Genomic DNA, 23,137 nt, shown 5'->3' with positions numbered 1-23,137 from the left:
CTCTCCTTTTTAGGTTTTACAAAATGTATTATATTAAAGATATATTAATAAGCCTCCAAAAAGAGGAGGTTATAAGAAAAACTTATTAAAAGTTGTATCTGATATAAGCTCTTATATCAGTTGCTTTGTCTACGTATGAGAACATTTTGGCCATATCAGGATTCATCATAACTCCGAAAAATCCGTCACTTCCCGGATAATCGTATTTTATATAAGTGTATCTTAATCCTGCTGTGAAGTGAGGCGCAATTTGGTGATGATAATATAAATCATATGCTTTACCTCTAACAGCCGCTATGCTTCCTACAAGAGTATCTTCACCGTATGTGAAGCTTCTCCAGTATTTACTTCCTTTAACGAAATTAATTCCAAATCTGTCGTTATCAACAAAGCCCGGCATATCAGCCCCTATCCACCAGCTGTGTCCTGAATGTGATTCTGAAGGTATATTAACTAATCCCGCAGGAGTAGGATAGTTTTTAATAATATCTGTTCCATTGTCTTTTGTTTTGCTGTATGCAAAAGACACAAAAGCTTTTGTATCGTCAAGGAAGTCGTTAATGCCGTCACCTATACCGTCTGCTTTAAATACGATATTTGTTCCAAAATAGTCACCAAAATCCTGCATTGATGCCGTAGCGTTCATTTCTGTACCTGTAGAATTTACTCCTGTAATATCAAATTGATATCCCTGTACATGCCATGCCCACACTGTTTCTGTCCATAAAGAATATTGTCCGTCATCATATGGAACTAAAATAAATCCTGCGAAATCCATATTTTTTAAAGCGTCGTTTTTGGAATACGGAGCTGAAAAGTCGCTTGGCCATTTTCCGGTCGCGCTTGAATATCCTCTTCCAGCACAGAATTTAATCCATGTTCCATAGTCCTGAAGAGCATCAGGCAGTGCTTCGTTTCCTATTTTAAAACTGAAACCGTCAAATTCCATATTGATTAAATGCGCTAATGGACTTGAAGGCGCGTCTCCCTCTCTTAAATTGGCAGGAAATCCGTTTGTTGCGGGTCTTCTTCCGGCGCTGAACATTAATGCGTTTTCAGGTCCGAAATGATAATTGAAAAATGCTTCTTTAAGTCTTACATTAATATCGTCAGGAGTTTCGTTTGCAATCCATGGAACATTTTGGAAAGGATTTGTCATCATATTTGTGGCGTCGTTGTTTCCAAACATATTATTTGCCTGAATTCTAACGGTTGCTTTTAAGTTGTCGCTTGGTTTATATACTCCCGTTAAAATTACTCTGTTTGTAAAAATATTGTTTCTTGTCTTTTTGCCTTTTACAGGATTGAAAGTGTATGTTGATTTACCGCTCATCGGGTCTGATTGAACGGAGGTTACTCCCATCCCGTCTGTTGTTCTTTCGTAAATGTGGTCATAAGTGGTTCTTAAATCAAGACTCCAAAATAAATGGTTGTTCGCTTCAATAGGATTAATTTTTTGTTGATTTTCTACAGCCATTTCTTTAATTTGCTGAACTTCTTCTTTTAAAGATTTAGTTTCAGTTTGAGATTTTTTAAGTTCTTGTATCTGTTTTTGAAGATTTTGAATTATTTCCATCTGTTTTTGAAGCTGCATTTGAAGCTCTTCAACACTTGGTGCCGCAAAAAGAGCTCCTACTGCCAGAGTTGATATTAATAACTTTTTCATTTTTACACTCCTTATTGTTTTATTTTGGTTTTATTGTGAAAAAAAAGAAGAAAAAGAGGGAAGATTACGAACATCCTGCCGGAATTTTACCTTGCATAATTCCAACTAAGAAGTCTTCAAGGTCTTTAAGTTTTCCTTTTTTGATAATTTTTTCGATACCTTTTGCAGCTTTTTCCTGTCCTGCCGCTTTTAATTTTTCAACAAGAGGTTTTCCGTTGTCTTTAAAAAGGGCTTTTAGTTCATCTACTGTTTTTACACCTAAAATCTTAATAAGCTGAGTAGATTTTACATGAGATTTTTTCTTTACGTATTTGTTGTAATATTTAAAACCTTTATTGTAATCAGCCATGGCTACACTAACGCTAAGACCGGCAACTACCGCTCCAGCTACTAAAATTTTTGCTAACTTCATATTATCTCCTTTTAATTTAATTTTAATGACCTCAAATTATAGCCCTTTTTTTCTTAAAGTTTGCTTAAAAAAGGACAATTGAATTCTCATTTACTGACAAATTCTTTACAAAGAACATAAATGAACTTTCATTCATCAATAGTATTGTAACTCTTAAAACCTTAAACTTTTCTTAAAATAAGAAAAAATTATAACAAATTTTTGATATAATAACATAATATTGAAAGGTACTGACTAAATACGTTCAACAAGAGAGCAAATTTTTAAATATTTTTACTCCAATAAAATTTACAGTTGTTTCACTTTATTTGGTCAGTGCCATTTTAAAATAAAAGGATAACAATTGAAAAAAGAAAAAGCATATGTTCTTTTGGCAAAACAGGAAGGCATTTCAAACAGAAGAGCAAAAGAACTGATAGACAGGGGACTTGTATATACCCATGACAGGAAAATAAAAATAGCAAGAGGGCTTTTGCCTGTAAATACCCGTTTTAAAATAGAAAAAATTCCTGAACCTAAAAAAATTTTTGAAGATAAAAATATTTTGGTTGTGGATAAACCTCCTTATGTTACCAGCGAAGAAATTTCTAAAAAATTCAAACTGCCTCTTTTGCACAGGCTTGATAAAGAAACCAGCGGTATTTTGATAATGACTAAAAATGAGGATTTTAGGAAAAAAGCAATTGAGGAATTTAAAAATAAAAATGTTTATAAAGAATATCTTGCATGGGTTAGCGGAATAATAGCGGAGCCTGAGACGATAGATTTGCCTATTAAGGTTATTAAAACAAAATCGGGCGCTTTTGCCAAAGTCAGTGCTGAGGGGGAAGAAGCGGTCACGGAGATTGAACCTGTTTTGGCGTTTAGAACGAAATCTAAAATCAAAGCCGTAATACATACAGGTAAAACCCATCAGATAAGAGCCCATTTAAAAGCCGTGGACCATCCTATTATAGGCGATGAAAAATACGGAGGCGAACCTTATAAAAGGGTTATGCTTCATCATCACAAATTTAAGATATTCGATTACGAGTTTGAATCACCCGAACCTAGAGATTTTAAAATGCAGGAGCAAAACGACAATACCAGAAAAAAGAAGAAAAAATAAAAAATATGATAAAATCCCTTAAAAAAAATAGCGGATATAAAAGGATGTTTTTATGTTTGAAAAAATAAGCGAAGGATTTAAAAGCGCTATAAACAAAATCAGAATGAAAGATGATGAAAAAGCTTTAAAAAAAGCCCTTGAAGAGCTTAAAAAAAATCTTTTAAAAGCGGATGTTCATTTTAAAACGGTAAAAGAGCTTTTAAAAGAAGTTGAACTTGAAACAAAAAAAGCCGGAATAGGAAAAGCAAACTTTTTAAAGGCTCTTGATAAGGCTCTTAAAAATATATTAACGGCTCCGGGGAATTACGGTTTTGTATTTTCCCCAAAACCTCCAACTGTTGTTATGATGACAGGTCTTCAGGGAAGCGGTAAGACGACCACCACGGCAAAACTTGCAAATTATCTTAAAACGTTTAAAAAGAAAAAGGTATTAATGGTTGCCGCCGACCTTCAAAGACTAGCGGCGGTTGAACAGTTAAGACAGCTTGCAGAGGCAAACGATTTGGATATTTTTTATGACGAGAGCGCAAAGGATGCCGTTGAGGTGGCTAAAAAAGGCGTAGAAGAGGCAAAAAAAGGTTTTTATGATGTTGTTTTGATAGATACAGCCGGTCGTCTGGCAATTGACGAAGAGCTTATGGATGAGCTTGTAAGAATGAAAAAAGAGATAAACCCAGACGAAATTTTTTACGTAGCCGATTCTTTGACCGGTAAAGACGCGATAAACACCGCAAAAACATTTGATGAAAAGCTTGACATTACAGGGGTTATTCTTACAAAATACGACGGAGACTCAAAAGGAGGAGTGGCTTTAAGTATCGCTCATCAGGTTGGTAAACCTTTAAGGTTTATAGGAACGGGAGAGAAAATTGCGGATATTGAAGTTTTTATGCCTGAGAGAATTGTCAGCCGTATTATGGGTGCCGGGGATATTGAGGGGCTTGTTGAGAAAACAAGTGCCGTAATAGATGAAAAAGAGGCTAAAAAACTAACAAAAAAACTTAAAAAAGGACAGTTTAATTACGATGATTTTTTAAAACAGCTTGAACAGATGAAAAAGCTTGGCAGTATGAAAAGTCTTCTTTCTATGATTCCCGGAATGGGAGGTATGCTTAAACAGCTTGGAGAGATAGATTTGGAAAATTCAAGCGAAATTAAAAAGATTAAGGCGATGATTAATTCTATGACTAAAAAAGAGAGAGAAAATCCTCATCTTATAAAAGAGAGCGCTAGCAGAAGAAGAAGAATTGCAAGAGGGGCTGGGCTTAGCGTTCAGGAAGTTAACAGAATTAACAAACAGTTTCAAAATGCCGCTAAAATGGCCAAAAAGTTTGCCGGTAAAAAAATTCCTGATATAAATGAGCTTATGAAAATGACTCAGGGCTTGAAATTTCCTAAATAATTGATTAAAATTTCACACTAAAAATATACGGGTAGGTTAGGGCGGGATAAAAAACTAAATAAATTAAAGGAGATTCGCGTGGTAAAAATTAGACTTGCGAGATTTGGTAGAAAAAAGAAACCTTTTTATAGAATAGTTGCGACTGACAGCAGAAAAAGAAGAGATTCAGGTTGGATTGAAGTAATCGGATATTACAATCCTTTAACAAATCCTAAAACTATAGAAATAGATATGGACAGACTTAATTACTGGCTTGGAAACGGTGCTCAAATGAGTGAGAGGGTTTCTAAACTTAAAAAGATTTACGAAGAAAGAACGGCTAACGTTTAATGGTTGTTGATTTTGTAACAGAATATGCAAAGCTTTTGAGTTTTGAGCCTGAAAAGATAAAAAGCGAATTGATTCCTCACGAAGATTTTGATGAAATAGTCGTATATGCCAAAAAAGCGGACGTAGGTAGAATTATCGGAAAAAACGGTTCAATGGTTAAGGCCATTAAAATGGTTATCAGCGGATGCAGGGCAAAAGAGGATAAAAATTATAAGATAACGGTGAAGGCGTATGAAGAATAAAAAAATTCCTATTGCCAAACTTGGGAAAAGTCATGGTGTAAGAGGATGGCAGAAAATTCATCTTCTTACCGATTTTCCCGAACAGTTTACGCCGGGGGCTACTTTTTCTTCAGACAGGGAAGATTTGACTATCGAAAAAATAGATTTAAAAAGAGGTCTTGTTAAAATAAAAGGTATCGATACTCCGGAAGACGCTAAAAAAATTACCAACAGACAGCTTTATACTACGGAAGAAGAGACAAGAAAAAATATTAATCTTCAAGAAAACGAATATTTTTGGTTTGATATAGAAAACTGCGAAATTTATGAAAACGGGAAAAAACTCGGCAGGGTAAAAGAGATAGAAAGAGCCGATGTTGATTATCTTGTTATTAATACGGATGAATCCCTTATAAAAGAAGGTTATCCTAAAAGATTTCTTATCGATTTTAAGCGTCATGTAAAAGACGTTGATATAAAAAACAAAAAAATTGAAGCGCAGGGCGCCCTTGATATTCTTGAATCTTTAAAATGAAAATAGTTTTTTTTTCTCTTTTTCCTTCATTAATTTTACCTTATTTTGAAGATTCTATCTTAAAAAGAGCTATTGAAAAAAAAATATTTGAAATAGAAGTTGTTAATTTTAGGGAATTTGCTAAAAACCGACATAAAAAAGTAGATACGGAAATAGCCGGGGGCGGAGCTGGAATGATACTTGACAATGTTGCTTTAAGAGAAGCTTTGAGCGAATATAAAATCCGGTATCCTGAGGCTAAGACGGTTTTTTTAACGCCCGTAGGTAAAAGATATAATCAAAAGGACGCTATTAGGTTTTCTAAGGAAAAAACACTTTTTTTAGTATGCGGCAGATATGAGGGGTTTGACGAACGTCTTATAGAGGATTTTGCCGATGAAGTTATAAGTATAGGGGATTTTATATTAACAGGAGGAGAACTTGGTGCTTTGGCTGTTGCCGATAGCGTTCTTAGAAATATAAAAGGTGTTCTTGGCAATATTGCTTCTTTGGAAGAAGAGAGTTTTAACGATAATCTGCTTGAAGCTCCCCAGTTTTCTAAAATGGGAGATATACCGCAAATTTTAAAAAGCGGTAATCATAGAAAAATTTCTGAATGGAAACAAAAAGCTTCACTTATGAAAACGAAGTTTCACAGACCTGATTTGGTTTGAAATATTTTAAAATTTTAGTATAATTTCACTTCAAAAATTAAGTGTGAATGCCCAAAAGTGGCCAATGGCACAAAGGAGAGATAATGAGAAACAGATTTATTGAAGCTTTTGAAGCTAAACAAATTGAGGAAAAATCGAAAAATATTCCTGAATTCAGACCAGGAGATACCGTAAGGGTAGCGGTTGAAATTAAAGAGGGCGAGAAAAAAAGAATTCAAAATTTTGAAGGTGTTGTAATCGCGATTAAAGGTACGGGAGCCGGTAAAACGTTTACGGTTAGAAAAATCGGTGCCAACAACATTGGAGTTGAGAGAATTTTCCCACTTTACAGCGACTCAATTGCAGGAATCGAAGTAGTAAGAAAAGGTAAAGTAAGAAGAGCTAAACTTTATTACTTAAGAGGAAAAACAGGTAAAAAAGCAAGAATTAAAGAAAGAAGAGACTAATCTTTTCCTCTTTTTTTTATTTTAACTCATATAAAGTGTCAAAGGATTTTTTTATTTTTGAGATTTATGTTATAATAGTTTCCAAAAAAAAGGAAGAGAGATGGCAAGAGATATTGAAAATATGATTTTAAGTTTCGGAGAAGTTCAGCAACCTCATGAGTGTGTAACAATCGCATATGCCGGGGTAAGAATTGAAAGTGAAAAACTTTATAACGGCGTATATCCTACGGACGGTATGAAAGAAGTAATTATCTATTTACAGCAGCAGGCTCAGGAGCTTGAAGCTGACGGAGTAAAAAACATAGATGTTAAAGTTGTAACAACAAAAGACAAAAACGGACAGGAAGTTGTGGACTTTTTAGGACAGGGAACTATAATTAAGTTAATTTAAAGGATAATCTTATTATCCTTTTTTAACTTTTGTTATTAAATAATGGGGTCTGAGAGCAATAGTTAGATTATAAAAATGGTGCCTCGGGACGGAATCGAACCGCCGACACAGGGATTTTCAGTCCCTTGCTCTACCGACTGAGCTACCGAGGCTTGGTGGTGGACCCGGCAGGACTCGAACCTGCGACCAACCGGTTATGAGCCGGTTGCTCTAACCAACTGAGCTACGGGTCCTTGTGGGTTGAAATTATATAAATTTTTTAGAAAAAAAGCAAGGGTTTTTTTAGGAATTTTGTAAAGGTGCATGAGGTTTTGCGTATTTTTGTTTGGCAGGTACCTGAATTATTTCGTATTCCCAAGGTTTTAGGGAGTTTGGAATTACTATTGCGGTTAATTTATTTCCATAAACGCATCCTGTATCTATTCCCGCTGCAAATCTGTTTTTTTTGACTTCCAAAAAAGGATTATGACCGTAAACAACAAAACCTTCGTGTCCTTTATAAGTATCCGCCCAATATCTGGCGTTTGGATAGTTATGGTCAAGAGGCAGAAATTTATCGTTTTCGTCCACTTCTCTTAAAAACAGAAGAAGGGTCATAATATTTAAAGGAGGGTTGTTTAGTCTTATTCTGTTTGTAATACCCGCATGTACAATTGTTAGGTGATTAAATTTTAAAAAAAAAGGCATTGATTCTATAAAATCAAAATCTTTTTGTTTTAATTTAGGATAAACTTTTTGCTGGTCTTCGTCAAGCTGGACTTTTCTTCCCCAGTATTTTCTTATGTGCTTATATTCATGGTTGCCCATAATGGTAAAAATTTTGTTTTTTTGGGCGTAACGCAGGGCTTCTACAGGATATGGCCCTTTATCTAAAATATCTCCTACGCTTATTTCCCATGAATTTTTGGGAATCAGTTTTCTAAGCTCTTCCCATTCTTCAAGACATCCGTGGACATCTCCGTATATAACATATCGCATAATTTTTCCTTTGCAGCATATCCTCTGATTTTTGGCGGAATTTTGTTGGTTCTGAAAAACTCTTTTTGTTTCTTTGATAAAGGAATTTTAACATATGGGGATATAAATATATTGGTTTTATTTGAGTCTATGGCTATTTTACCCTGGACTACGCAGTTAAAATCAGTTCTTAAAATTTCATCTTTTTGGGCTTTTGTAGGTAAAATCCCCAATCTTTTTAGAATTAAGTCAATCTTTTTTATGTCTTTTTGAGGAATGGATTTTTTGAAAAAGTATAAATCTTTTATCTTGTGCCAGTCGTAATCGACCAAAAGTTTTTTATCTTCTTCTAAAAATTCAAAACTTTTTTTAACCCCGTTTTCAAACAGTTCGATAAATTTGTCGGAAAATTCATGTCTTATGAAATTTCTTTTATATTTTTTATCAAAATTACTTTCGTCTATAAAATAATTAATGTTACGTTTATGTAAAAATTTTATAATTTCTTTACGAGATACATTATAAAAAGGTCTATATATTTTATAAAATTCTCTCTCCTCCCATTTTTCCATACTTATCAGTTCTTTAAGTCCTGCACCTTTGCCAAACTGCATTAAAAACCATTCAAATCTGTCGTTTAACTGATGGGCTAAAATAAGAGTGTCATATCCGTGTTTTTTTATAATTTCTTCAAAAAATCCGTATCTGCAGTCCCTTGCTTTTTTTTCACTGAATTTATTTAGTTTGCAGTCTTTGATAAATATTTTTTTATTGTATTTTTTTGCGAGCGTTTTAGCATATTCGACTTCTTCATGGCTAGTTTGGCGGGTGTGGTAATTTACTGTTGCCAAATCAAAAGGAATATTTTTTTCAAGAAGCCAGAAAAAAAGAGCGCTTGAATCAACCCCTCCTGAAAAAGCTAAAAGATTTTTAGCCAATTATTTTTCCTATTAACTGGTTTTTTGCAAGTTCGGTTATTTTTACTTTATATAAATTTCCTACGTTAAGATTTTCAATTTCGCTTTCATTAACTAAAATATCCCCGTCAACTTCAGGAGTCCAGAGTTTCGGGCGTACCGAATAAAAAAACCCGTCATCTGTTAGTCCGTCCATGTAGCATTCGCAGGTTTTATCTAGATATTTTTTAAGCGACTCTATAGTTGTTTTTTGAACGGTTTTTTCCATCTCTTTTACCCTTGCCTCTATAACGGCATCGGGAAGTTTGTCTTTTCTTTTAAAAGCGGCTGTGTCTTCTTCGTCCGAATAGGCAAATACGTTTACCCTGTCAAATTTATATTCTTCCAAAAATTTTCTGAGTTCTTCAAAATCTTCATGAGTTTCTCCCGGATGTCCTACAATTACGGAAGTTCTTACAAAACTGAAATCTTTTCTCATTTCATCTAAAAGTTTTTTTAATTTTTCTACGCTTCCTCCGCGACGCATAATTTTAAGCATTCTTGGAGTAATGTGCTGTATCGGTATATCAAAATAGTTTTGAACGTTTTTTGATTGTAATATTTTTTTTACAAGTCTTTTTGTAGTGGTGGCCGGATAAAGATACAGTATTCTAACCGTAATTCCTTCGATTTTATCTATTTCATCAATTAATCTCTCAAGCCCGTCCCTGATACCATAATCTCTAAGGTATGAACTTGAGTCCTGGGAAGCAAGGGAAAAATCTTTAAAGCCTTTATCTTTTAAGCGTTTAATTTCGTCTATAATTTCTTTAACAGGTCTTGATTGAAGTCTTCCTTTAAAGTTTGGAATAGCGCAAAAGGCGCATTTTTGATTGCATCCTTCACTGAGTTTGATATATGCGTGATAACTGCTGCCCGTGATTACTCTTTCATCATTATGAATTAAATAAACCTTTGGAGTAAAATACTTTTTTTTATTTGATTTTATTACCTTGTCTATATTTCCAAAATCCCCAACCCCGGTCCAGATATCTACTTCCGGTATTTCTTCGGGCAGTATGTCTTTATATCTTTCGCTGAGACATCCTGTAACCACTATTTTGGCGTTTTCTTTTTTTTCGTTTGCAAGTTCGAGAATTGTATCTATTGATTCCTCTTTGGCCGGATTTATAAATCCGCATGTGTTTATGATAATCAAATCGGCTTCGTTTGGATTGTCTGTTATGGTGTATTCTTTTTTTAGCTTACCAAGCATTACTTCGCTGTCTATTAGATTTTTTACGCATCCAAGGGAGGCTAAATACAGTTTTTTCATGTCAGTGTCCTGTAAACATTTTGGCAAATGCTAATATAGCTCCTATGATTATGGAAGTTTGAGCTATAAACATTCCGACTATCCACTTTATAGTCGTAACTTTTGATGTTTCTATTTCTTTGGTGAGTTTGACATCGAGTTCTTTTATTTCTTTTCTGGTGTTTTCAATTTCTTTTGTAAGCTTAGCGTCAAGTTCTTTGATTTCCCTTGAAAGTTTGACGTCGAGTTCTTTTATTTCTTTTCTGGTGTTTTCAATTTCTTTTGTAAGTCTTAATTCTGTTTCTTTTACGTCGCTTTTTGTTGCATGGTATTTCAACTCCGGATATTCACTGTTTATGCCCTCTATAAGTTCGGATACTATTTCGCTTTTTTCGTCTTCTGTCAGTTTATCATTGCTGAGTATTGCTTTGATTATGTTTTTAGGGTTTGGAGACATTGATTGCCTTTTTTATGTATTATATCAAATTGTGCTATAATAAATGATATTTTTTAATTAAAAGTTAAACGGAGCGTATATGGAGAGGCTTGGACTGATACTTGGATTGATTATCGGACTTTACGGGCTTTATAAAATAGATTATATTTTATACAAAGGGCTGAATTATTTTGGTAAATACGTCTTTTTTACCCTTTTTAATTTGTTTGTTTTATATCTTTTTTGGTTTTTTTATAAAAGATTTAATGGGTATTTAAAAATCATTATGCCTCTTTTATGGGGAGTTGTTATATTGTTGGTAGGGTTTAAAATTGCATAAAATATTTATTATCTTTTTTTTATTGATAACTTTTTCTTATTCTGCTACATATTATGTTGATAAAAATCCAAGTTGTGTTTTATTTTTATGTACTGTATGTGATGAAACTCTTGTAACAAGTTCAGACATAAAAAGCACGATAAAAGATGCAATAGATGCAAGTAGCAGTGGAGATGCTATAAAGATATGTCCTGATAAATATAATGAGAGTGATTTGTTTATTGATAAAGACTTGGAAATTAATTCTACAACTTTAAATCCTGATGATGTAATTGTTTATGATAATAGTGGAAATGAAATATTTATTTACAGTGGTAATAGAAATAATATTGTTTTAAGTGGCATTACCATAAAACAAGACAGTAACGCAACGGCTTTATATATAGACCAAGGTAAAAATTTTAGTTTTAATAAATTAAAAATTGTTTCAAAAGGGGATGGAATAAGACAAGAGGGCAATACTTTTCAAAAATCTACTTTTGATAATATTGAAATAAACGCTTCAGATAACGGAATTGTTATTTATTATCCTAAAAAATTTATTTTGAAAAATTCAAAAATTTATGCAAAAAACTGGTCTTTTTATGCAGAAGAGCCTACAGGGTATATAAGGCTTTTAGAAAGTGAGTTTCACTCTAAAAACAATGCGGTATGGTTTGGAAATAAATCTCAAAACTATAAAGTAGATGGTTGTAAGTTTTATGTTGAAAATGAGAGTGCCGCGGGAATTGGTTTTGATAAAGCCAATAATTTTAAAGTTTATACCTCTTATTTTAATGCCAACAACAGAGGGAGCGGTATCTGGATAAATGGGACGATTGATGGAAATTTTACTTTAAGGGACAGCTATTTTGAAAATATGAAATATGAAGCCTTATATTTAAAAAAGGTGCAGGGGGATATTAAAATATTGGGAAATTATTTTGATACTTATTCTTATGGGATTAGGGTAAGTGATTGTTCAAACGGGGATTATATAAAAGATAATATTTTTAAAGACGGAAAAGAGTATGGACTTTGGCTTTTAGATGATTTTAAATTAAGAAATTTTGATATTTATTACAACTGTTTTATTAATAATGAAAAGCAGGCAAACAGCAGAGACAAAGATGCCGATTTTGATAATGGAAGCATTGGAAATTATTGGAGCGATGCCGAGGGGGATAAAAAGTATGAAGTTCCCGATGTTCCAAGGTATGATAACTATCCGCAATCTCACTGCGTTGTTTTAGCGAATGCTTTTATAGATTATCATATGGATGAGTGTAAATGGGATGACGATAATACCACATATGAAATTAAAAACTTTGGAAGTGGTGGGAATGATTATAATGCTACGGCACAAAACGGAGCCGATACGGTAAGTGATAAGGTGATATGTAGGGGAGGTAATTTAATTAACGATTATTATCTTATACCTAAAAATCCTATTGAATTAAAAGATAGATATACAATTAATATGTGGCTTAAGTTTCCTTTAAATGATGATGTCCATAATGATGATAACGGAAATAAATATTTTAACATTGCTGACAGAAACGGAAGCAGTGAGGATTTTATTTATTTAACTTTAACTCCTTCTGGAAACTGGATTTGGGCTGTAGGGAGTGGTAGCAATGGAGGCTGGAATGAGTTTCCTGATGATTTGGACGGATGGCATATGTTAAGTTTTGTGGTAAATGGGAGCAGTACAAAACTTTATATAGACGGAAAATATGAAAACAGAATTGATTATGCCGTAACCGATGATAATTTATCAGTTCTTTTTAATTCCGATTATGATACCGGAAACGGTCCTTACGGTCAGTCAATTGGTGGGGTAGTTGATGAGTTTAAAATTTTTAAAAAAGTTTTACGTGTAGCGGATATTATGAAAATTTATTTAAAAGAAAAAGAAGGGTATGATTATAAAGGGGAAAAAAGGGATTGCAATGTCTGTTATCCTCCTACTCCTTTAACTGAATGGAGAATGGACGAATGTGAATGGGACAGTGATATTAATACGTATGAAATAAAAGATGAATTAAATGAATATAATGCCACGGCTGTGAATGGTGCTAATACAATAAAAGCAAAGCTTTGCAGAGGAGGGGACTTAAACGGAACTTCTACTGAAAATAATAAATATATAAAACTTCAAAACTATCCTGATTTGAATGATACATGGAGTTTTGTGGGTTGGGTTAATTTTCCTTTGAATGACGATAATCACAAAGATATAAACGGGAAATACTATTTTGTGCTTGGAAGTGTTGATGGGGATGGGGATTTGGCTTACTTTGCAAAAGATACGAGTAACGGTGATTTTTATTTTGGAGTTTATGATAACGATAAAAATACGCAGGAAGAAAAGATAGATAAACAAAACGGATGGCATCATATAGGGGTTGTTTCAACGGGAAGTGAAACCATTTTGTATATTGATGCTAAAGAAATAACAAAAATTGGAACTCATACAAAAGGAAAAGTGAAATATATAGGAACTTCTACTGACCATCCAGATGAAGAAACAATTGGAAGTATAATGGATGAGGTTAAATTATATGACGGGATTTTGAGCAGCGGTGATGTTTATGATATTTTTAATAATGAAAATCAGGGTAAAAACGCAGACGGTACTAACAGAAACTGTCCTAATTGTGAGGAAGAAAGCAAAACATACAAGTTTGATGCATGGAACGATGACCATAATATCAGCGACAGAAACATTACTACAAAAATAGTTGGAAAAACGTTTGTAATAACCGTTGCTTCTTTGGATGAAAACGGAAGCAATTTTCAGGAGTTTAACGGAACGGTTTGTACTAGGGTAGTTTCTGATAATTATTATGGCGATTGGAATAAAAGTTTTTGGAATAGTAACAAAACAGAAGAAAACGTAACATTTGTTATTGATAAGGCTTTAAACGATGCAAGGATAAATATTCAGTGGAAAGAAAGCAAAGACGTTTCCTGTCCAGTAAACGACGGTAATGAGAGTAATTCAAGCGATAATTTTGCCGTAAGGCCCGAGAAATTTAAAATAACTAATATACCGGATAAGATTAAAGCCGGTGAAGAATTTAACGTTACGGTAAAGGCCCTTGATTTTAACGGTAATCCTGCAAAAGATTATAATGAGAGTATTTACATGAACGGTCAAAGTGCGGATTTGGAGTATAATGAAACGAAAACAAACTGTAAAACAGGAACACTTGAAAAAATAAGCGGCGGGGTTTTTAAAGACGGTGAAGCAAATATAACCTTAAAATATGACGAGGTCAGCGACCTTAATATTACAATAAAAGAGATAAACGGAAGCGAGTTTGCAAATGTCGATAAGGACGATACAAACGATACCAAAAGGTTTATAAGTCCCGATTCTGAGATTATAGGTATAATTCCAGACCATTTTAAAATAGAGAGCAGTATAAGAGATTTTGATGTTGATAATAATTTTACCTATTTTGACAGGGATTTAAACGTATATTCTTTAATGGAAATTAATATTACAGCAGAGAATAAAGATAATGAAACAACGGAAAATTATAATGTTTTATGTGCTGCTAAGCCTGTTGAAATAAATATTACGAATACACTTTCCCATACCGACAATTTTAATAATTTAATCTATTTTTATACGGATGCCAACGATACTAACAGTACAGAAAACAATATAAGCGTTGAGAGTGAGACTCAGTATTCCATAGAATATAAGGAAAGTAATTTTACCGTTGATAATAAAGGAAGTACTAAAATAGTTGTTTATTTTAATTTTGACAAAAATATTTCAAATCCTATTAATCCGTTGAAAGTTAATGTCACTAAAATAAGAGTTGTTGATGAGAATAACGTAAGCGGCGAAACAACCCCTGATACTAATCTGAGATTTTATTACGGAAATATAAATACCGAAGATATATTGGCTACTCAAGACGATGTGGAAGCGAATATGACGTTTTTAATATATGCCGAAGACGCAGACGACCCGCTGCTTCCATCAGATACCAAAGAGGTGGAATATAACTGGTTTATGAATACTTTACATAAAGATATTGACGGAAATATCAGCATTGAGGAAATAAATATTTCAGGCGGTTATACCGTATCAAACGATATAAGCGAAAATGAGGTTAATGTAACTTCGGTTAAAATTGAAAAGGGAAAATTAATTGTAAATATAAAAAGAAATAATATTGATTTTGCGGTGTTTCACCTGTTGTCTCCAAGATTTAAATGGCTTTGGTATTCAAGATTTGGTGAAGAATATAATATAAGTAACGGCAGCAGCTGCAAAAACCACTTTTGTTTTACCGTTACATGGGAAACGGAAAAAAGTAAAGAAGCAGGGGAAATAGGAGGAGGAGATTTTGAAGGTAAGGAGGCAAATGTTACAAAAACACATAATAAAAGAAGGGGGGTGAAAATTTACAGATAAATATTGTCTATAAGTCTGGTGCTGCCGACATAAGCGGCTATTAATATAATAGTGTTGCCGGGATATATTTTATCTATATAATTAAAATCCTTATCCACAAAAGCAATATATTGGAGTTTGTCAACGTCTAAGATGTTTATCATTTCTTTTTTTATTTCTTCTATATCCGTTGTTTTTTGTGATAGTTTTGCCGCTTTTTTCAGGGCTTTGCTTATGCTAAGCGCCCTTTGTCTCTCTTCGGGGTTTAGGTAAATATTTCTGCTAGAAAGTGCTAAGCCGTCTTTTTCCCTTACCGTATCGCACTCTTTTATTTCAATGTTCAGAAAAAAATTATTTACCATCTGTTTAATAAGATAAAGCTGTTGGGCGTCTTTTTTGCCAAAATATGCGCGTGTGGGGGATATTATGTTAAAAAGTTTGTTTACCACCTGCAAAACCCCGTCAAAATGCCCGGGGCGGTAAAAGCCTTCTAAAATATACCCTTTTATTTTAGGGGCTTTTATTAAAATTTCGTCATCGGTATACATATTTTCGGGAGTCGGCGTAAATACGGCGTCCACTCCGGCACGTTTACATATTTCAAAGTCGGCTTCAAGTCTTCTTGGGTATTTATTAAAATCTTCTCCGGGTAGAAACTGGGTTGGATTGACGAAAATAGAAACTATTACATAATCGTTTTCTTCTCTTGCTTTTTTAATTAATGAGAGATGTCCCTCATGCAAGGCTCCCATAGTCGGGACAAATCCGACCGAGCCTTTTAAATCTTTTCTGTACTCTTTCGCCTCTGTTGGAGAGTTTAGAATTTTCATAAGATGACCTTTTTTGATAGAATTATATAAAACTTTTGGGCACTGACTAAATAAAGTAAAACAATTGTAAATTTTAATGCGGTAAAAGCGTTAAAAAAGTGCATTTAAGGTGTAGCGGTTTATACTTTTTAGCTCTTACGAAATGTTTAAAGATTTGCTCTTTTGTTGAGCGTATTTAGTCAGTACCAGATAGAATTATATAAAACTATTTTTTAATAATAAAAGGAGCAAACCGTATGGATGCTTTTGAATATACCGAATTGATAAAAGACCTGGAAAATAAGCTCAAAAACATAGAGTCCATTTTAAAACCGGATGAACTTCAAAAACGGCTTGATGAAATTACGAATATGGAAAATCAACCTGAGTTTTGGAACGACCCTAAAAAGTCGGCAAAAATTCAAAAAGAAAAAAATATTATTTTAAGAAAACTTGAAAAATATCAAAAAGCAAAACAAGCTTTAATGGATAATAAAGATATGTATGAACTGGCTTCCATTGAAGAGGATGAAGAGACGTTAAACGAAGTGTTTAACGATGTAAAAGAGCTTGAAAAAATAATAAGAGACCTTGAAATAGAAGTTATGTTAAGCGGTGAAAATGATGAAAAAAACGCCATTATCACCATCCATCCGGGTGCAGGAGGAACCGAATCGCATGACTGGGCGAGTATGCTTTACAGGATGTATCTGAGATTTGCCGAAAGAAAAGGATGGAAGGTTGACGTGCTTGATTATCAGGCGGGAGATGAAGCCGGAATTAAAGACGCAACCCTTCTTATAAAAGGCGAAAACGCATACGGATATTTAAAAGTTGAAAACGGAATTCACAGGTTGGTTAGAGTCAGTCCTTTTGACAGTGCCGGAAGACGCCATACTTCTTTTGCTTCGGTGCAGGTTTCTCCGGAAATAGATGACGATATAGAAATAGAAATAGACCCTAAGGATATAAGAATAGACGTATTTCGTGCAAGCGGAGCCGGAGGTCAGCACGTAAACAAAACGGAAAGTGCCGTAAGAATTACCCATGAACCTACAGGGATAGTGGTCAGCTGTCAGCAGGACAGGTCTCAGCACAAAAATAAAGAAATGGCTTTTAAAATGTTAAAATCAAAGCTTTATGAACTTGAGCTTGAGAAAAGAAGAGCCGAAGAGGAAGGAAAGCCAAAAGACGAAATGGGATGGGGGCATCAAATCAGAAGCTACGTTCTTTTTCCTTATCAACAGGTAAAAGACAATAGAAGCAATAAAGCTTATTCAAAGGTTGATGATATTCTTGACGGTGATTTGAATGAAATTATAGAAGATGTGCTGATTTCACAAAAAAGCGGGTCATGAAAAAAGCTCTCACTCTTATAGAATTGATTTTTACCATTATTATTATTGGAATAACGTTTACCGTTATTCCTAAAATTATTATAGTATCCAATAAAACCCTTGAAACTACCTTAAAAGAGGAGGTGGTTTTTAATATGATGGCTAAGATGATAGATTTGTCTTTTAAAGAGTATGACAAAGAAAACGTTGAGTATGACGATATTCTTATAGCGCACGACCCTGACAATAATCCTGTTAATATAGCGCTTGACTGTAATTCTTCATCGGGATACAGGATAGGGGGATTTGTGGGCAGCAGGAACTGTGAAAACAATATAACTGAAAATCCTGTTGAAGGGAGTGGGAAAGAGTGCGATTATATAGACTGTTATGACGGATATAATGAAAAAATTTATGGGCATTACAGAGGAGAATATAATCTCAGTATTACGGTAGGATATACGGATGAATGGAATGAAACGGTTTATGATGAAGATAATAATAGATTGGTTTTTGATTTTAACGCCACTTCTTTAAAAGGCGATAGTGATGATGAGAAGACCAATATAAAAAGAGTTTATATTACCGTCGTTGATACAAAAGGCAATAATATTTCTTCCGTTAGTTACTATTCGGCGAATATAGGACATATAAAAATAGAGAGCGAAGCATGGTAAAAAGAGGTTTTACGCTTATAGAAATACTGTTTGTTTTGATAATTATAACTTTTTTGATTATAGGCGCGTTTGAAATAATAGGAAAAATTTACAAAAGAAATTTTATGGTAACAAAGACAAGCGAATTTGAGTTTTTAACACAGCAGACGCTTGACCAGATAAGCGGAATGATTTATTACAGGGTCCCTTTAAGCGTTATAGGATATAATTATTCAGTTACACCTCAATACAAATATATCGGGGAAATTACGGAAGATGATAATTATACCGTTCTTGAATGGATAGGAGAGGCTTTCGACGCCAAACAGGAAGCAAATCTTAGCGGTTTTATAGACCTTTATGCAAGCGACAGCGAAAATAAAATACTGGTTGCGAAAGATTTTAATAAAAGTTTTATAGAAGATGTTTTAAAGCATAAGTTTAATATTTCAAGCAGTATTGAAAATATTATCGGAATTATTTTTGCCGGGAGTTTTGACAGGGGAGAGGAGGGAGTACTTGACGATTACGAAAACGCTTTTGGATGGCACGGCGGAGGGCATAATCATGTGTTTACGGCAAGTTCAATTAAGCCTAGTGGAAACGACTCTAATGATTCTAATATTACTTTAGACGAAAAACCTAACAGAATATACGCTAAATTTTATCTGGCCGACAGTGCTTACGCTATAGCCAGATTTGGGGATTTAAATAAGAGTAATTGGAACTGCGGGGTTTCAGCGCCTGAAAGTGATGATACTCTTTTGTTTTTTTATAATTACCGCCCATGGAAAGGAGAGACTTTTTGCGGAGACGGTGGAGTTGGGGATGTTACGGTACTTGCCGAAAATGTAAAAGCTTTTAAAGTAAAAGCCGTTAACGAACATTTGGAACTTAAAATAACAATGAAAAAAATAAAAGACGATATCAATATTACGGTATCTAAACAAAAGGCGGTGTTTTGAGAAAAGGAATAGGGCTTATTTCGGCTTTAATGATACTGCTTCTTATGGCGACGCTTATAGTTGCGATTTTAAAAATATCTTTTATAAGCGTAAAGCATGTAAGCGATAGTTATATGAGGGAGAGAGCCGAGCTTTTTATGCAAAGCGCGATAGAAAACGCTATATTGGCTATAGAAGGGTATGATAGAAATATTTCAAAATGTCTTAAACATATAACTTTTAGGGATGAAAAAAAAAGGTTTAAGGCTGATGTGGATATACTCAGATACTATTTTTATAAAAATTCCGATGAAGCCGGTTACAACTGTGATAATGCGGTTTTGATAGATACCGACAAATCCCATGGAAACGTATTGTTAAAAGTAGTTGTAGAGTCTAATAATTCAAATCCGAGGAATTTTGGCAAACATATAAGAATTCAGAAAATAACTTTACAAAGGCCTTAGGTGAAAGGATTTAGTTTAATAGAACTTATTTTTGTGCTTATTATTATCGGTGTATTAAGTGTTATAGGAGCCGGGTATATTTATAACGGTGAAAATGTGCTATTATCCGATGCGAATGTGTTAAAACAAAAACTTCTTGAGAAACGCTCAAACGCCCTTGGTTTTATGGCGGATATGAATAAAGAGGATGAAAAAAACAGCGTGTGTCTTAAGATAAATAAAGATGATTTAAGTAAAGATAGCGATAAGGTTAAATATATTTTTAAGTCAACTATAAATTCTCCTTGGGATATATTGTGTTTTGACAGTTTCGGAAGGATTTATCATGATGAAGTAAATATAAGTAATCTTATTCATAATGAATTTAATATTACGCTTAAAACAGAAGATAATAATAAAAAAATTTTGACCGTTTATCCAATAAGCGGTTATGTAAAGGTTTGGTGATGAAAGTTGTTTATTTACAAAAAGAGTATATATATGTTTATGAAAACGGAAAGATTGAAAGAAAAGAATTTACCAAAGAAAAAGGTATAGCAACCACTACTATTTCATATAAAGACGTACATCATGTCAGTTTTAAGCTTCCTAAAAATTTAGATGAAGAGATGCTTTTGGTGGAAGCGGAAAAATATGTGTTCACCGAAGGCGGTTTGGAATATGAAAAAGAATATAAGATTAATTATTATTTTCAGGATTTTGATGATTTTTATTATGTAGATGCTTTTGCTGTGGATATTGAAAAATTAAAATCTGTTGTAAAATATGCTACAGATACTTATAAATATATAGATTTTATTTCTTTAGGCCCTTTTGTTTTTGAAAGTTTTTACGAAATAGAAGAGGTTGTTCCCCGTGTAGATATATTTGTTTATTTTTCAAAAGATGATGCTTATATGAGCTGTTTTAGAGGGGGAAAATTTATTTTTTGTAAAGCTCTAAATAAAATTTCTTCTCTTGTCAGAACTTTAAATCTTTCTGTAGACGATGTTATTGAGATATTAACTGAGAAAGGAATGAAATCTTCCTTATATGAGAGAAAAGAAGTATTTGAAGAAATAAATAACTTTTTTTCTCAACTGTTTATGAGAATGAATACTGTTATAAATTACAGTGTTAATTTTTATCGGCTTGGGAAAATAGACAGAATTTATTTTTATTCTCCTTTTGAGATAAAAGGTTTTTTTGAAGCTTTTAGTGATTTTTGGAGTTTAAGCGGAGTGGAATTTAAAAAATATTCGATTGAGAGTGAATATGACGCTTTTGATGTTACCGCTACTTATTTTAATGCTTTACATTATGATAATGAAAATTTAAATTTTTCCGTTTTTAAAAAGCCTCCGCCTTTTTATAAAACAGAAATTGGAAAAGTGGTGATTTTAATCGGAATAGTAACATTAATCTTGGGAATAGATATTGCTTACAAATATTTGACAATTGATAAACTTGAAAAAGAAATAAGGCTTTTAAATATTCAATATAATGAAAAAGCTGTTCAATTTAAAAAAGCACAAAAAGAAGTTAAAGATTTAAATAAAAAAATAAAAAAACTGAAAAAAGAAAACAGTATGATTAGGATGAAAATAAACGAAATAGATAAAAAAGTCACTAAACTTTACAATATTTTAAAAGAGTTTCCTTTTTCGAATTATTTAGCCGAAATAACGGCTCTTTTAAAAAAGTATCATTTAAAAGCGGAAAGAATAAATTATTTTGAAAAAAAATTTAAGGTTGTAGTAGTTGGAGATTATAACAACTCTTCTACTATAGCGTTGTTTATGAAAGATTTGCTTTTGCTTAAATATAAGAAAGTAAATTCTAAAGAAATTTCAAACAAAGATGGTAAATATATATCTGAAATTACTTTTGAAAGAGAAAAATGAATATAATAAATAAAATAGAAGAATATCTTAGGTCATTAGATAAAAAAAATAAGATAATGCTTTATTTTGGGGTGTTTTTATTGGGAGGTCTTTTTTATTATTATGTTAATTATGAAATTTTAGAACTTAAGATTAATAAACTTGAAAATGCAAAACAGTCTCTTTTAGAAAAAATAAAAAGACAAAAAACAGTTTTGGCGGTTGAGCTTATTAAGCTTAGAAAAAACTATAATGCTTTAAAAAAGGAGAATTTTACCTTAAAAGAAAATCTTAAGTATTTAGAAATGCTTGTTAATACATCAAATATACTTATTATAAATGATAAAACTTTTTTTTCTATTTTGAATAAGGTACTTGAAAATTCTAAAAAGAATGATATAAATTCTTCATATCTTATAAAAGATATGAAAAAAGAAGGTTTAAAACAGTTTGATGTAATTACACAGGGAAATATTGATACGGCTAAATTTTTTAATATTGTTTATTTTTTAAGAGATGTAGAGAAGATTTATTGTATTAAAACTTTAAAAAAAGTAGATTTTAATAAAAGTTCTAATAAGATAAAGTTTAATATAGAATTTAATTTCTGGAGTTATAAATGAAAATTATTTTAATGTCGATTATTGCGATTTGGTTATTTGCCGACGTTAAAAGTATTATCTGGAAAATAAAACAGATGGAGAATATAAAATATAAGTTTATTCCTTTTGTGCAATATAATCCTTTTGAAGATGAAAAAGTGAAAAAAAAACCTGTAAAAAAAGAAAAAAAATTAAAAACCTTTCATCATGAAGTATTAATATTAAAAGTGTATGCGGTTTTTAACGATAAAGTATATATTAACGGAAAGTGGTATAAAGTCGGTGATGAGATTTACGGAAATAAAATAGTAAAGATATATCCTACAAAAGTGGTTTTTATAAAAAACGGAAAAATTTTTGAAATTCCTATAGGTACGAAAATTTTAAAGGTTAACTAAGTGAAAAAAGTTTTTATGATTATACTTTTTTTATCCGTGTTGTTTGCAAATGTATGTGATAAAAAACTTTTCTCTCTTTCTCTAAACGCACCTATGCCGTTAAAAAGCGTTTTAATGGATTTATCACATGAATGTAATCTGAATATTATTTTCAGTGATAAAAAATCAAAAGAGATAGTAAATAAATACAATCTTGAATTTGTAAATATATCTCATGCTAATTTTAAGGAATTTTTAGATACCCTTTTTGAGGGTACTCCTCTTTTTTACACTTTAAAAGATAATAAACTTATTTTATCTTTTTATCGTACAAAAACGTTTACAATCGATTTTATTCCAAATATATTTAGCGGAAGCTCTTCTTTGGATGCGACGGATAACAGCGTTAATTCAAAGTATTCTTTTGACTTTTGGAAGAACCTGAAAAATAATTTAATTCAGATATTAAAAAATATAGATAAAGATTATAAACCTCCCGTGATAGATAAAAACTCGGGACTTATAACTGTAACAGGGAATAAAAAACAGTTAAAAGAAATTGCTGAATATTTGGAAAAA

The 23,137-nt window shown here is 32.5% G+C and carries 25 protein-coding genes, 2 tRNA genes and 1 pseudogene; 19 read left to right on the top strand and 9 right to left on the bottom strand.

Going from position 1 to position 23,137, the window contains the following annotated elements; translation table 11 throughout:
* Positions 1–85 precede the first annotated feature (85 nt).
* Both ACXJH6_RS05955 and ACXJH6_RS05950 read right to left on the bottom strand, forming a co-directional pair.
* Entirely contained in the window at positions 86–1,666 is a 1,581-nt protein-coding gene (locus tag ACXJH6_RS05955; RefSeq protein ID WP_456470844.1) for a DUF3373 family protein, read from the bottom strand.
* A gap of 64 nt (positions 1,667–1,730) precedes the next feature.
* Positions 1,731–2,078 (bottom strand): hypothetical protein, encoded by a 348-nt coding sequence (locus ACXJH6_RS05950; protein WP_456470843.1) that lies wholly within the window; start codon positions 2,076–2,078, stop codon positions 1,731–1,733.
* A gap of 343 nt (positions 2,079–2,421) precedes the next feature.
* Here ACXJH6_RS05950 and ACXJH6_RS05945 point away from each other — a divergent pair, with 343 nt between their 5' ends.
* The 8 genes from ACXJH6_RS05945 to ACXJH6_RS05910 all read left to right on the top strand — a co-directional run bounded on the left by ACXJH6_RS05945 (position 2,422) and on the right by ACXJH6_RS05910 (position 7,164).
* Positions 2,422–3,186 (top strand): RluA family pseudouridine synthase, encoded by a 765-nt coding sequence (locus tag ACXJH6_RS05945; RefSeq protein ID WP_456470842.1) that lies wholly within the window; start codon positions 2,422–2,424, stop codon positions 3,184–3,186.
* A 52-nt stretch (positions 3,187–3,238) separates the two neighbouring features.
* On the top strand, positions 3,239–4,588 hold the full coding sequence (gene ffh / locus ACXJH6_RS05940; protein WP_456470841.1) for a signal recognition particle protein: 1,350 nt from the start codon (positions 3,239–3,241) through the stop codon (positions 4,586–4,588).
* A 78-nt stretch (positions 4,589–4,666) separates the two neighbouring features.
* Positions 4,667–4,918, top strand: coding sequence for a 30S ribosomal protein S16 (rpsP, locus tag ACXJH6_RS05935; protein ID WP_456470840.1), 252 nt, complete (start codon positions 4,667–4,669; stop codon positions 4,916–4,918).
* Positions 4,918–5,160 (top strand): KH domain-containing protein, encoded by a 243-nt coding sequence (locus tag ACXJH6_RS05930; RefSeq protein ID WP_456470839.1) that lies wholly within the window; start codon positions 4,918–4,920, stop codon positions 5,158–5,160. Before rpsP ends, ACXJH6_RS05930 begins: the two co-directional genes overlap by 1 nt.
* The gene (rimM, locus tag ACXJH6_RS05925; RefSeq protein WP_456470838.1) at positions 5,150–5,674 is read left to right on the top strand and encodes a ribosome maturation factor RimM; all 525 of its coding nucleotides are present in this window, start codon (positions 5,150–5,152) and stop codon (positions 5,672–5,674) included. Before ACXJH6_RS05930 ends, rimM begins: the two co-directional genes overlap by 11 nt.
* Entirely contained in the window at positions 5,671–6,327 is a 657-nt protein-coding gene (gene trmD, locus ACXJH6_RS05920) for a tRNA (guanosine(37)-N1)-methyltransferase TrmD (protein ID WP_456470837.1), read from the top strand. Before rimM ends, trmD begins: the two co-directional genes overlap by 4 nt.
* An 83-nt stretch (positions 6,328–6,410) precedes the next feature.
* The gene (gene rplS, locus ACXJH6_RS05915) at positions 6,411–6,773 is read left to right on the top strand and encodes a 50S ribosomal protein L19 (RefSeq protein WP_456470836.1); all 363 of its coding nucleotides are present in this window, start codon (positions 6,411–6,413) and stop codon (positions 6,771–6,773) included.
* A gap of 100 nt (positions 6,774–6,873) precedes the next feature.
* Complete coding sequence (locus tag ACXJH6_RS05910) at positions 6,874–7,164, top strand: hypothetical protein (RefSeq protein ID WP_456470835.1); 291 nt, start codon at positions 6,874–6,876, stop codon at positions 7,162–7,164.
* Positions 7,165–7,240: 76 nt separating this feature from the next.
* Here ACXJH6_RS05910 and ACXJH6_RS05905 read toward each other — a convergent pair.
* The 6 genes from ACXJH6_RS05905 to ACXJH6_RS05880 all read right to left on the bottom strand — a co-directional run bounded on the left by ACXJH6_RS05905 (position 7,241) and on the right by ACXJH6_RS05880 (position 10,789).
* Positions 7,241–7,316, bottom strand: a tRNA-Phe gene (locus tag ACXJH6_RS05905).
* A gap of 4 nt (positions 7,317–7,320) precedes the next feature.
* Positions 7,321–7,397: transfer RNA gene (locus ACXJH6_RS05900), tRNA-Ile, on the bottom strand.
* Between the two features lie 49 nt (positions 7,398–7,446).
* Positions 7,447–8,142, bottom strand: coding sequence for a metallophosphoesterase (locus ACXJH6_RS05895; RefSeq protein ID WP_456470834.1), 696 nt, complete (start codon positions 8,140–8,142; stop codon positions 7,447–7,449).
* Complete coding sequence (tilS, locus tag ACXJH6_RS05890) at positions 8,076–9,059, bottom strand: tRNA lysidine(34) synthetase TilS (RefSeq protein WP_456470833.1); 984 nt, start codon at positions 9,057–9,059, stop codon at positions 8,076–8,078. The genes ACXJH6_RS05895 and tilS overlap by 67 nt, the downstream gene beginning before the upstream one ends.
* Entirely contained in the window at positions 9,052–10,353 is a 1,302-nt protein-coding gene (gene rimO, locus ACXJH6_RS05885; RefSeq protein ID WP_456470832.1) for a 30S ribosomal protein S12 methylthiotransferase RimO, read from the bottom strand. The genes tilS and rimO overlap by 8 nt, the downstream gene beginning before the upstream one ends.
* Before the next feature lies 1 nt (position 10,354).
* Positions 10,355–10,789 carry a coiled-coil domain-containing protein gene (locus ACXJH6_RS05880; RefSeq protein WP_456470831.1) on the bottom strand — a complete coding sequence of 145 codons (435 nt, stop codon included), beginning with the start codon at positions 10,787–10,789 and terminating at the stop codon, positions 10,355–10,357.
* Positions 10,790–10,868: 79 nt separating this feature from the next.
* Between ACXJH6_RS05880 and ACXJH6_RS05875 the strand changes: the two genes are divergently transcribed.
* Together ACXJH6_RS05875 and ACXJH6_RS05870 are read left to right on the top strand one after the other, a co-directional pair.
* On the top strand, positions 10,869–11,108 hold the full coding sequence (locus tag ACXJH6_RS05875) for a hypothetical protein (protein ID WP_456470830.1): 240 nt from the start codon (positions 10,869–10,871) through the stop codon (positions 11,106–11,108).
* Positions 11,101–15,525, top strand: coding sequence for a LamG-like jellyroll fold domain-containing protein (locus ACXJH6_RS05870; RefSeq protein ID WP_456470829.1), 4,425 nt, complete (start codon positions 11,101–11,103; stop codon positions 15,523–15,525). Before ACXJH6_RS05875 ends, ACXJH6_RS05870 begins: the two co-directional genes overlap by 8 nt.
* Here ACXJH6_RS05870 and panC read toward each other — a convergent pair.
* On the bottom strand, positions 15,516–16,334 hold the full coding sequence (gene panC, locus ACXJH6_RS05865; protein WP_456470828.1) for a pantoate--beta-alanine ligase: 819 nt from the start codon (positions 16,332–16,334) through the stop codon (positions 15,516–15,518). The two genes, ACXJH6_RS05870 and panC, sit on opposite strands and share 10 nt — an antisense overlap.
* A 236-nt stretch (positions 16,335–16,570) precedes the next feature.
* Between panC and prfB the strand changes: the two genes are divergently transcribed.
* From prfB to ACXJH6_RS05820, 9 genes and pseudogenes are all read left to right on the top strand, one after another.
* Positions 16,571–17,671, top strand: coding sequence for a peptide chain release factor 2 (gene prfB, locus ACXJH6_RS05860; protein ID WP_456470827.1), 1,101 nt, complete (start codon positions 16,571–16,573; stop codon positions 17,669–17,671).
* Positions 17,668–18,327, top strand: coding sequence for a hypothetical protein (locus tag ACXJH6_RS05855; RefSeq protein WP_456470826.1), 660 nt, complete (start codon positions 17,668–17,670; stop codon positions 18,325–18,327). Before prfB ends, ACXJH6_RS05855 begins: the two co-directional genes overlap by 4 nt.
* Positions 18,321–19,271 carry a type II secretion system protein gene (locus tag ACXJH6_RS05850; RefSeq protein WP_456470825.1) on the top strand — a complete coding sequence of 317 codons (951 nt, stop codon included), beginning with the start codon at positions 18,321–18,323 and terminating at the stop codon, positions 19,269–19,271. Before ACXJH6_RS05855 ends, ACXJH6_RS05850 begins: the two co-directional genes overlap by 7 nt.
* Positions 19,268–19,717, top strand: coding sequence for a hypothetical protein (locus tag ACXJH6_RS05845; RefSeq protein WP_456470824.1), 450 nt, complete (start codon positions 19,268–19,270; stop codon positions 19,715–19,717). The genes ACXJH6_RS05850 and ACXJH6_RS05845 overlap by 4 nt, the downstream gene beginning before the upstream one ends.
* Positions 19,718–20,164, top strand: a complete 447-nt coding sequence (locus ACXJH6_RS05840; protein WP_456470823.1) for a type II secretion system protein — start codon at positions 19,718–19,720, stop codon at positions 20,162–20,164.
* On the top strand, positions 20,164–21,600 hold the full coding sequence (locus ACXJH6_RS05835; protein ID WP_456470822.1) for a hypothetical protein: 1,437 nt from the start codon (positions 20,164–20,166) through the stop codon (positions 21,598–21,600). The genes ACXJH6_RS05840 and ACXJH6_RS05835 overlap by 1 nt, the downstream gene beginning before the upstream one ends.
* Positions 21,597–22,202 carry a hypothetical protein gene (locus ACXJH6_RS05830; RefSeq protein ID WP_456470821.1) on the top strand — a complete coding sequence of 202 codons (606 nt, stop codon included), beginning with the start codon at positions 21,597–21,599 and terminating at the stop codon, positions 22,200–22,202. The genes ACXJH6_RS05835 and ACXJH6_RS05830 overlap by 4 nt, the downstream gene beginning before the upstream one ends.
* Positions 22,199–22,579 carry a hypothetical protein gene (locus tag ACXJH6_RS05825; RefSeq protein ID WP_456470820.1) on the top strand — a complete coding sequence of 127 codons (381 nt, stop codon included), beginning with the start codon at positions 22,199–22,201 and terminating at the stop codon, positions 22,577–22,579. The genes ACXJH6_RS05830 and ACXJH6_RS05825 overlap by 4 nt, the downstream gene beginning before the upstream one ends.
* Positions 22,580–23,137, top strand: a pseudogene (locus ACXJH6_RS05820) (type II protein secretion system D protein); the annotation flags it as partial.

The organism is Caminibacter sp. (assembly GCF_053999135.1).
The sequence above is the reverse complement of the archived record's forward strand: the minus strand, read 5'-3'. Positions and strand labels throughout refer to the sequence as shown.

Coding starts and splice junctions, on each gene's coding strand:
- ACXJH6_RS05850 (WP_456470825.1), top strand. CDS start 18,321: ATGGTAAAAAGAGGTTTTACGCTTATAGAAATACTGTTTGTTTTGATA.
- trmD (WP_456470837.1), top strand. CDS start 5,671: ATGAAAATAGTTTTTTTTTCTCTTTTTCCTTCATTAATTTTACCTTAT.
- ACXJH6_RS05880 (WP_456470831.1), bottom strand. CDS start 10,789: ATGTCTCCAAACCCTAAAAACATAATCAAAGCAATACTCAGCAATGAT.
- ACXJH6_RS05835 (WP_456470822.1), top strand. CDS start 20,164: ATGAAAGTTGTTTATTTACAAAAAGAGTATATATATGTTTATGAAAAC.
- prfB (WP_456470827.1), top strand. CDS start 16,571: ATGGATGCTTTTGAATATACCGAATTGATAAAAGACCTGGAAAATAAG.
- ffh (WP_456470841.1), top strand. CDS start 3,239: ATGTTTGAAAAAATAAGCGAAGGATTTAAAAGCGCTATAAACAAAATC.
- panC (WP_456470828.1), bottom strand. CDS start 16,334: ATGAAAATTCTAAACTCTCCAACAGAGGCGAAAGAGTACAGAAAAGAT.
- rimM (WP_456470838.1), top strand. CDS start 5,150: ATGAAGAATAAAAAAATTCCTATTGCCAAACTTGGGAAAAGTCATGGT.
- ACXJH6_RS05955 (WP_456470844.1), bottom strand. CDS start 1,666: ATGAAAAAGTTATTAATATCAACTCTGGCAGTAGGAGCTCTTTTTGCG.
- ACXJH6_RS05875 (WP_456470830.1), top strand. CDS start 10,869: ATGGAGAGGCTTGGACTGATACTTGGATTGATTATCGGACTTTACGGG.
- ACXJH6_RS05950 (WP_456470843.1), bottom strand. CDS start 2,078: ATGAAGTTAGCAAAAATTTTAGTAGCTGGAGCGGTAGTTGCCGGTCTT.
- ACXJH6_RS05910 (WP_456470835.1), top strand. CDS start 6,874: ATGGCAAGAGATATTGAAAATATGATTTTAAGTTTCGGAGAAGTTCAG.
- ACXJH6_RS05895 (WP_456470834.1), bottom strand. CDS start 8,142: ATGCGATATGTTATATACGGAGATGTCCACGGATGTCTTGAAGAATGG.
- ACXJH6_RS05825 (WP_456470820.1), top strand. CDS start 22,199: ATGAAAATTATTTTAATGTCGATTATTGCGATTTGGTTATTTGCCGAC.
- ACXJH6_RS05855 (WP_456470826.1), top strand. CDS start 17,668: ATGAAAAAAGCTCTCACTCTTATAGAATTGATTTTTACCATTATTATT.
- rimO (WP_456470832.1), bottom strand. CDS start 10,353: ATGAAAAAACTGTATTTAGCCTCCCTTGGATGCGTAAAAAATCTAATA.
- rplS (WP_456470836.1), top strand. CDS start 6,411: ATGAGAAACAGATTTATTGAAGCTTTTGAAGCTAAACAAATTGAGGAA.
- ACXJH6_RS05930 (WP_456470839.1), top strand. CDS start 4,918: ATGGTTGTTGATTTTGTAACAGAATATGCAAAGCTTTTGAGTTTTGAG.
- ACXJH6_RS05830 (WP_456470821.1), top strand. CDS start 21,597: ATGAATATAATAAATAAAATAGAAGAATATCTTAGGTCATTAGATAAA.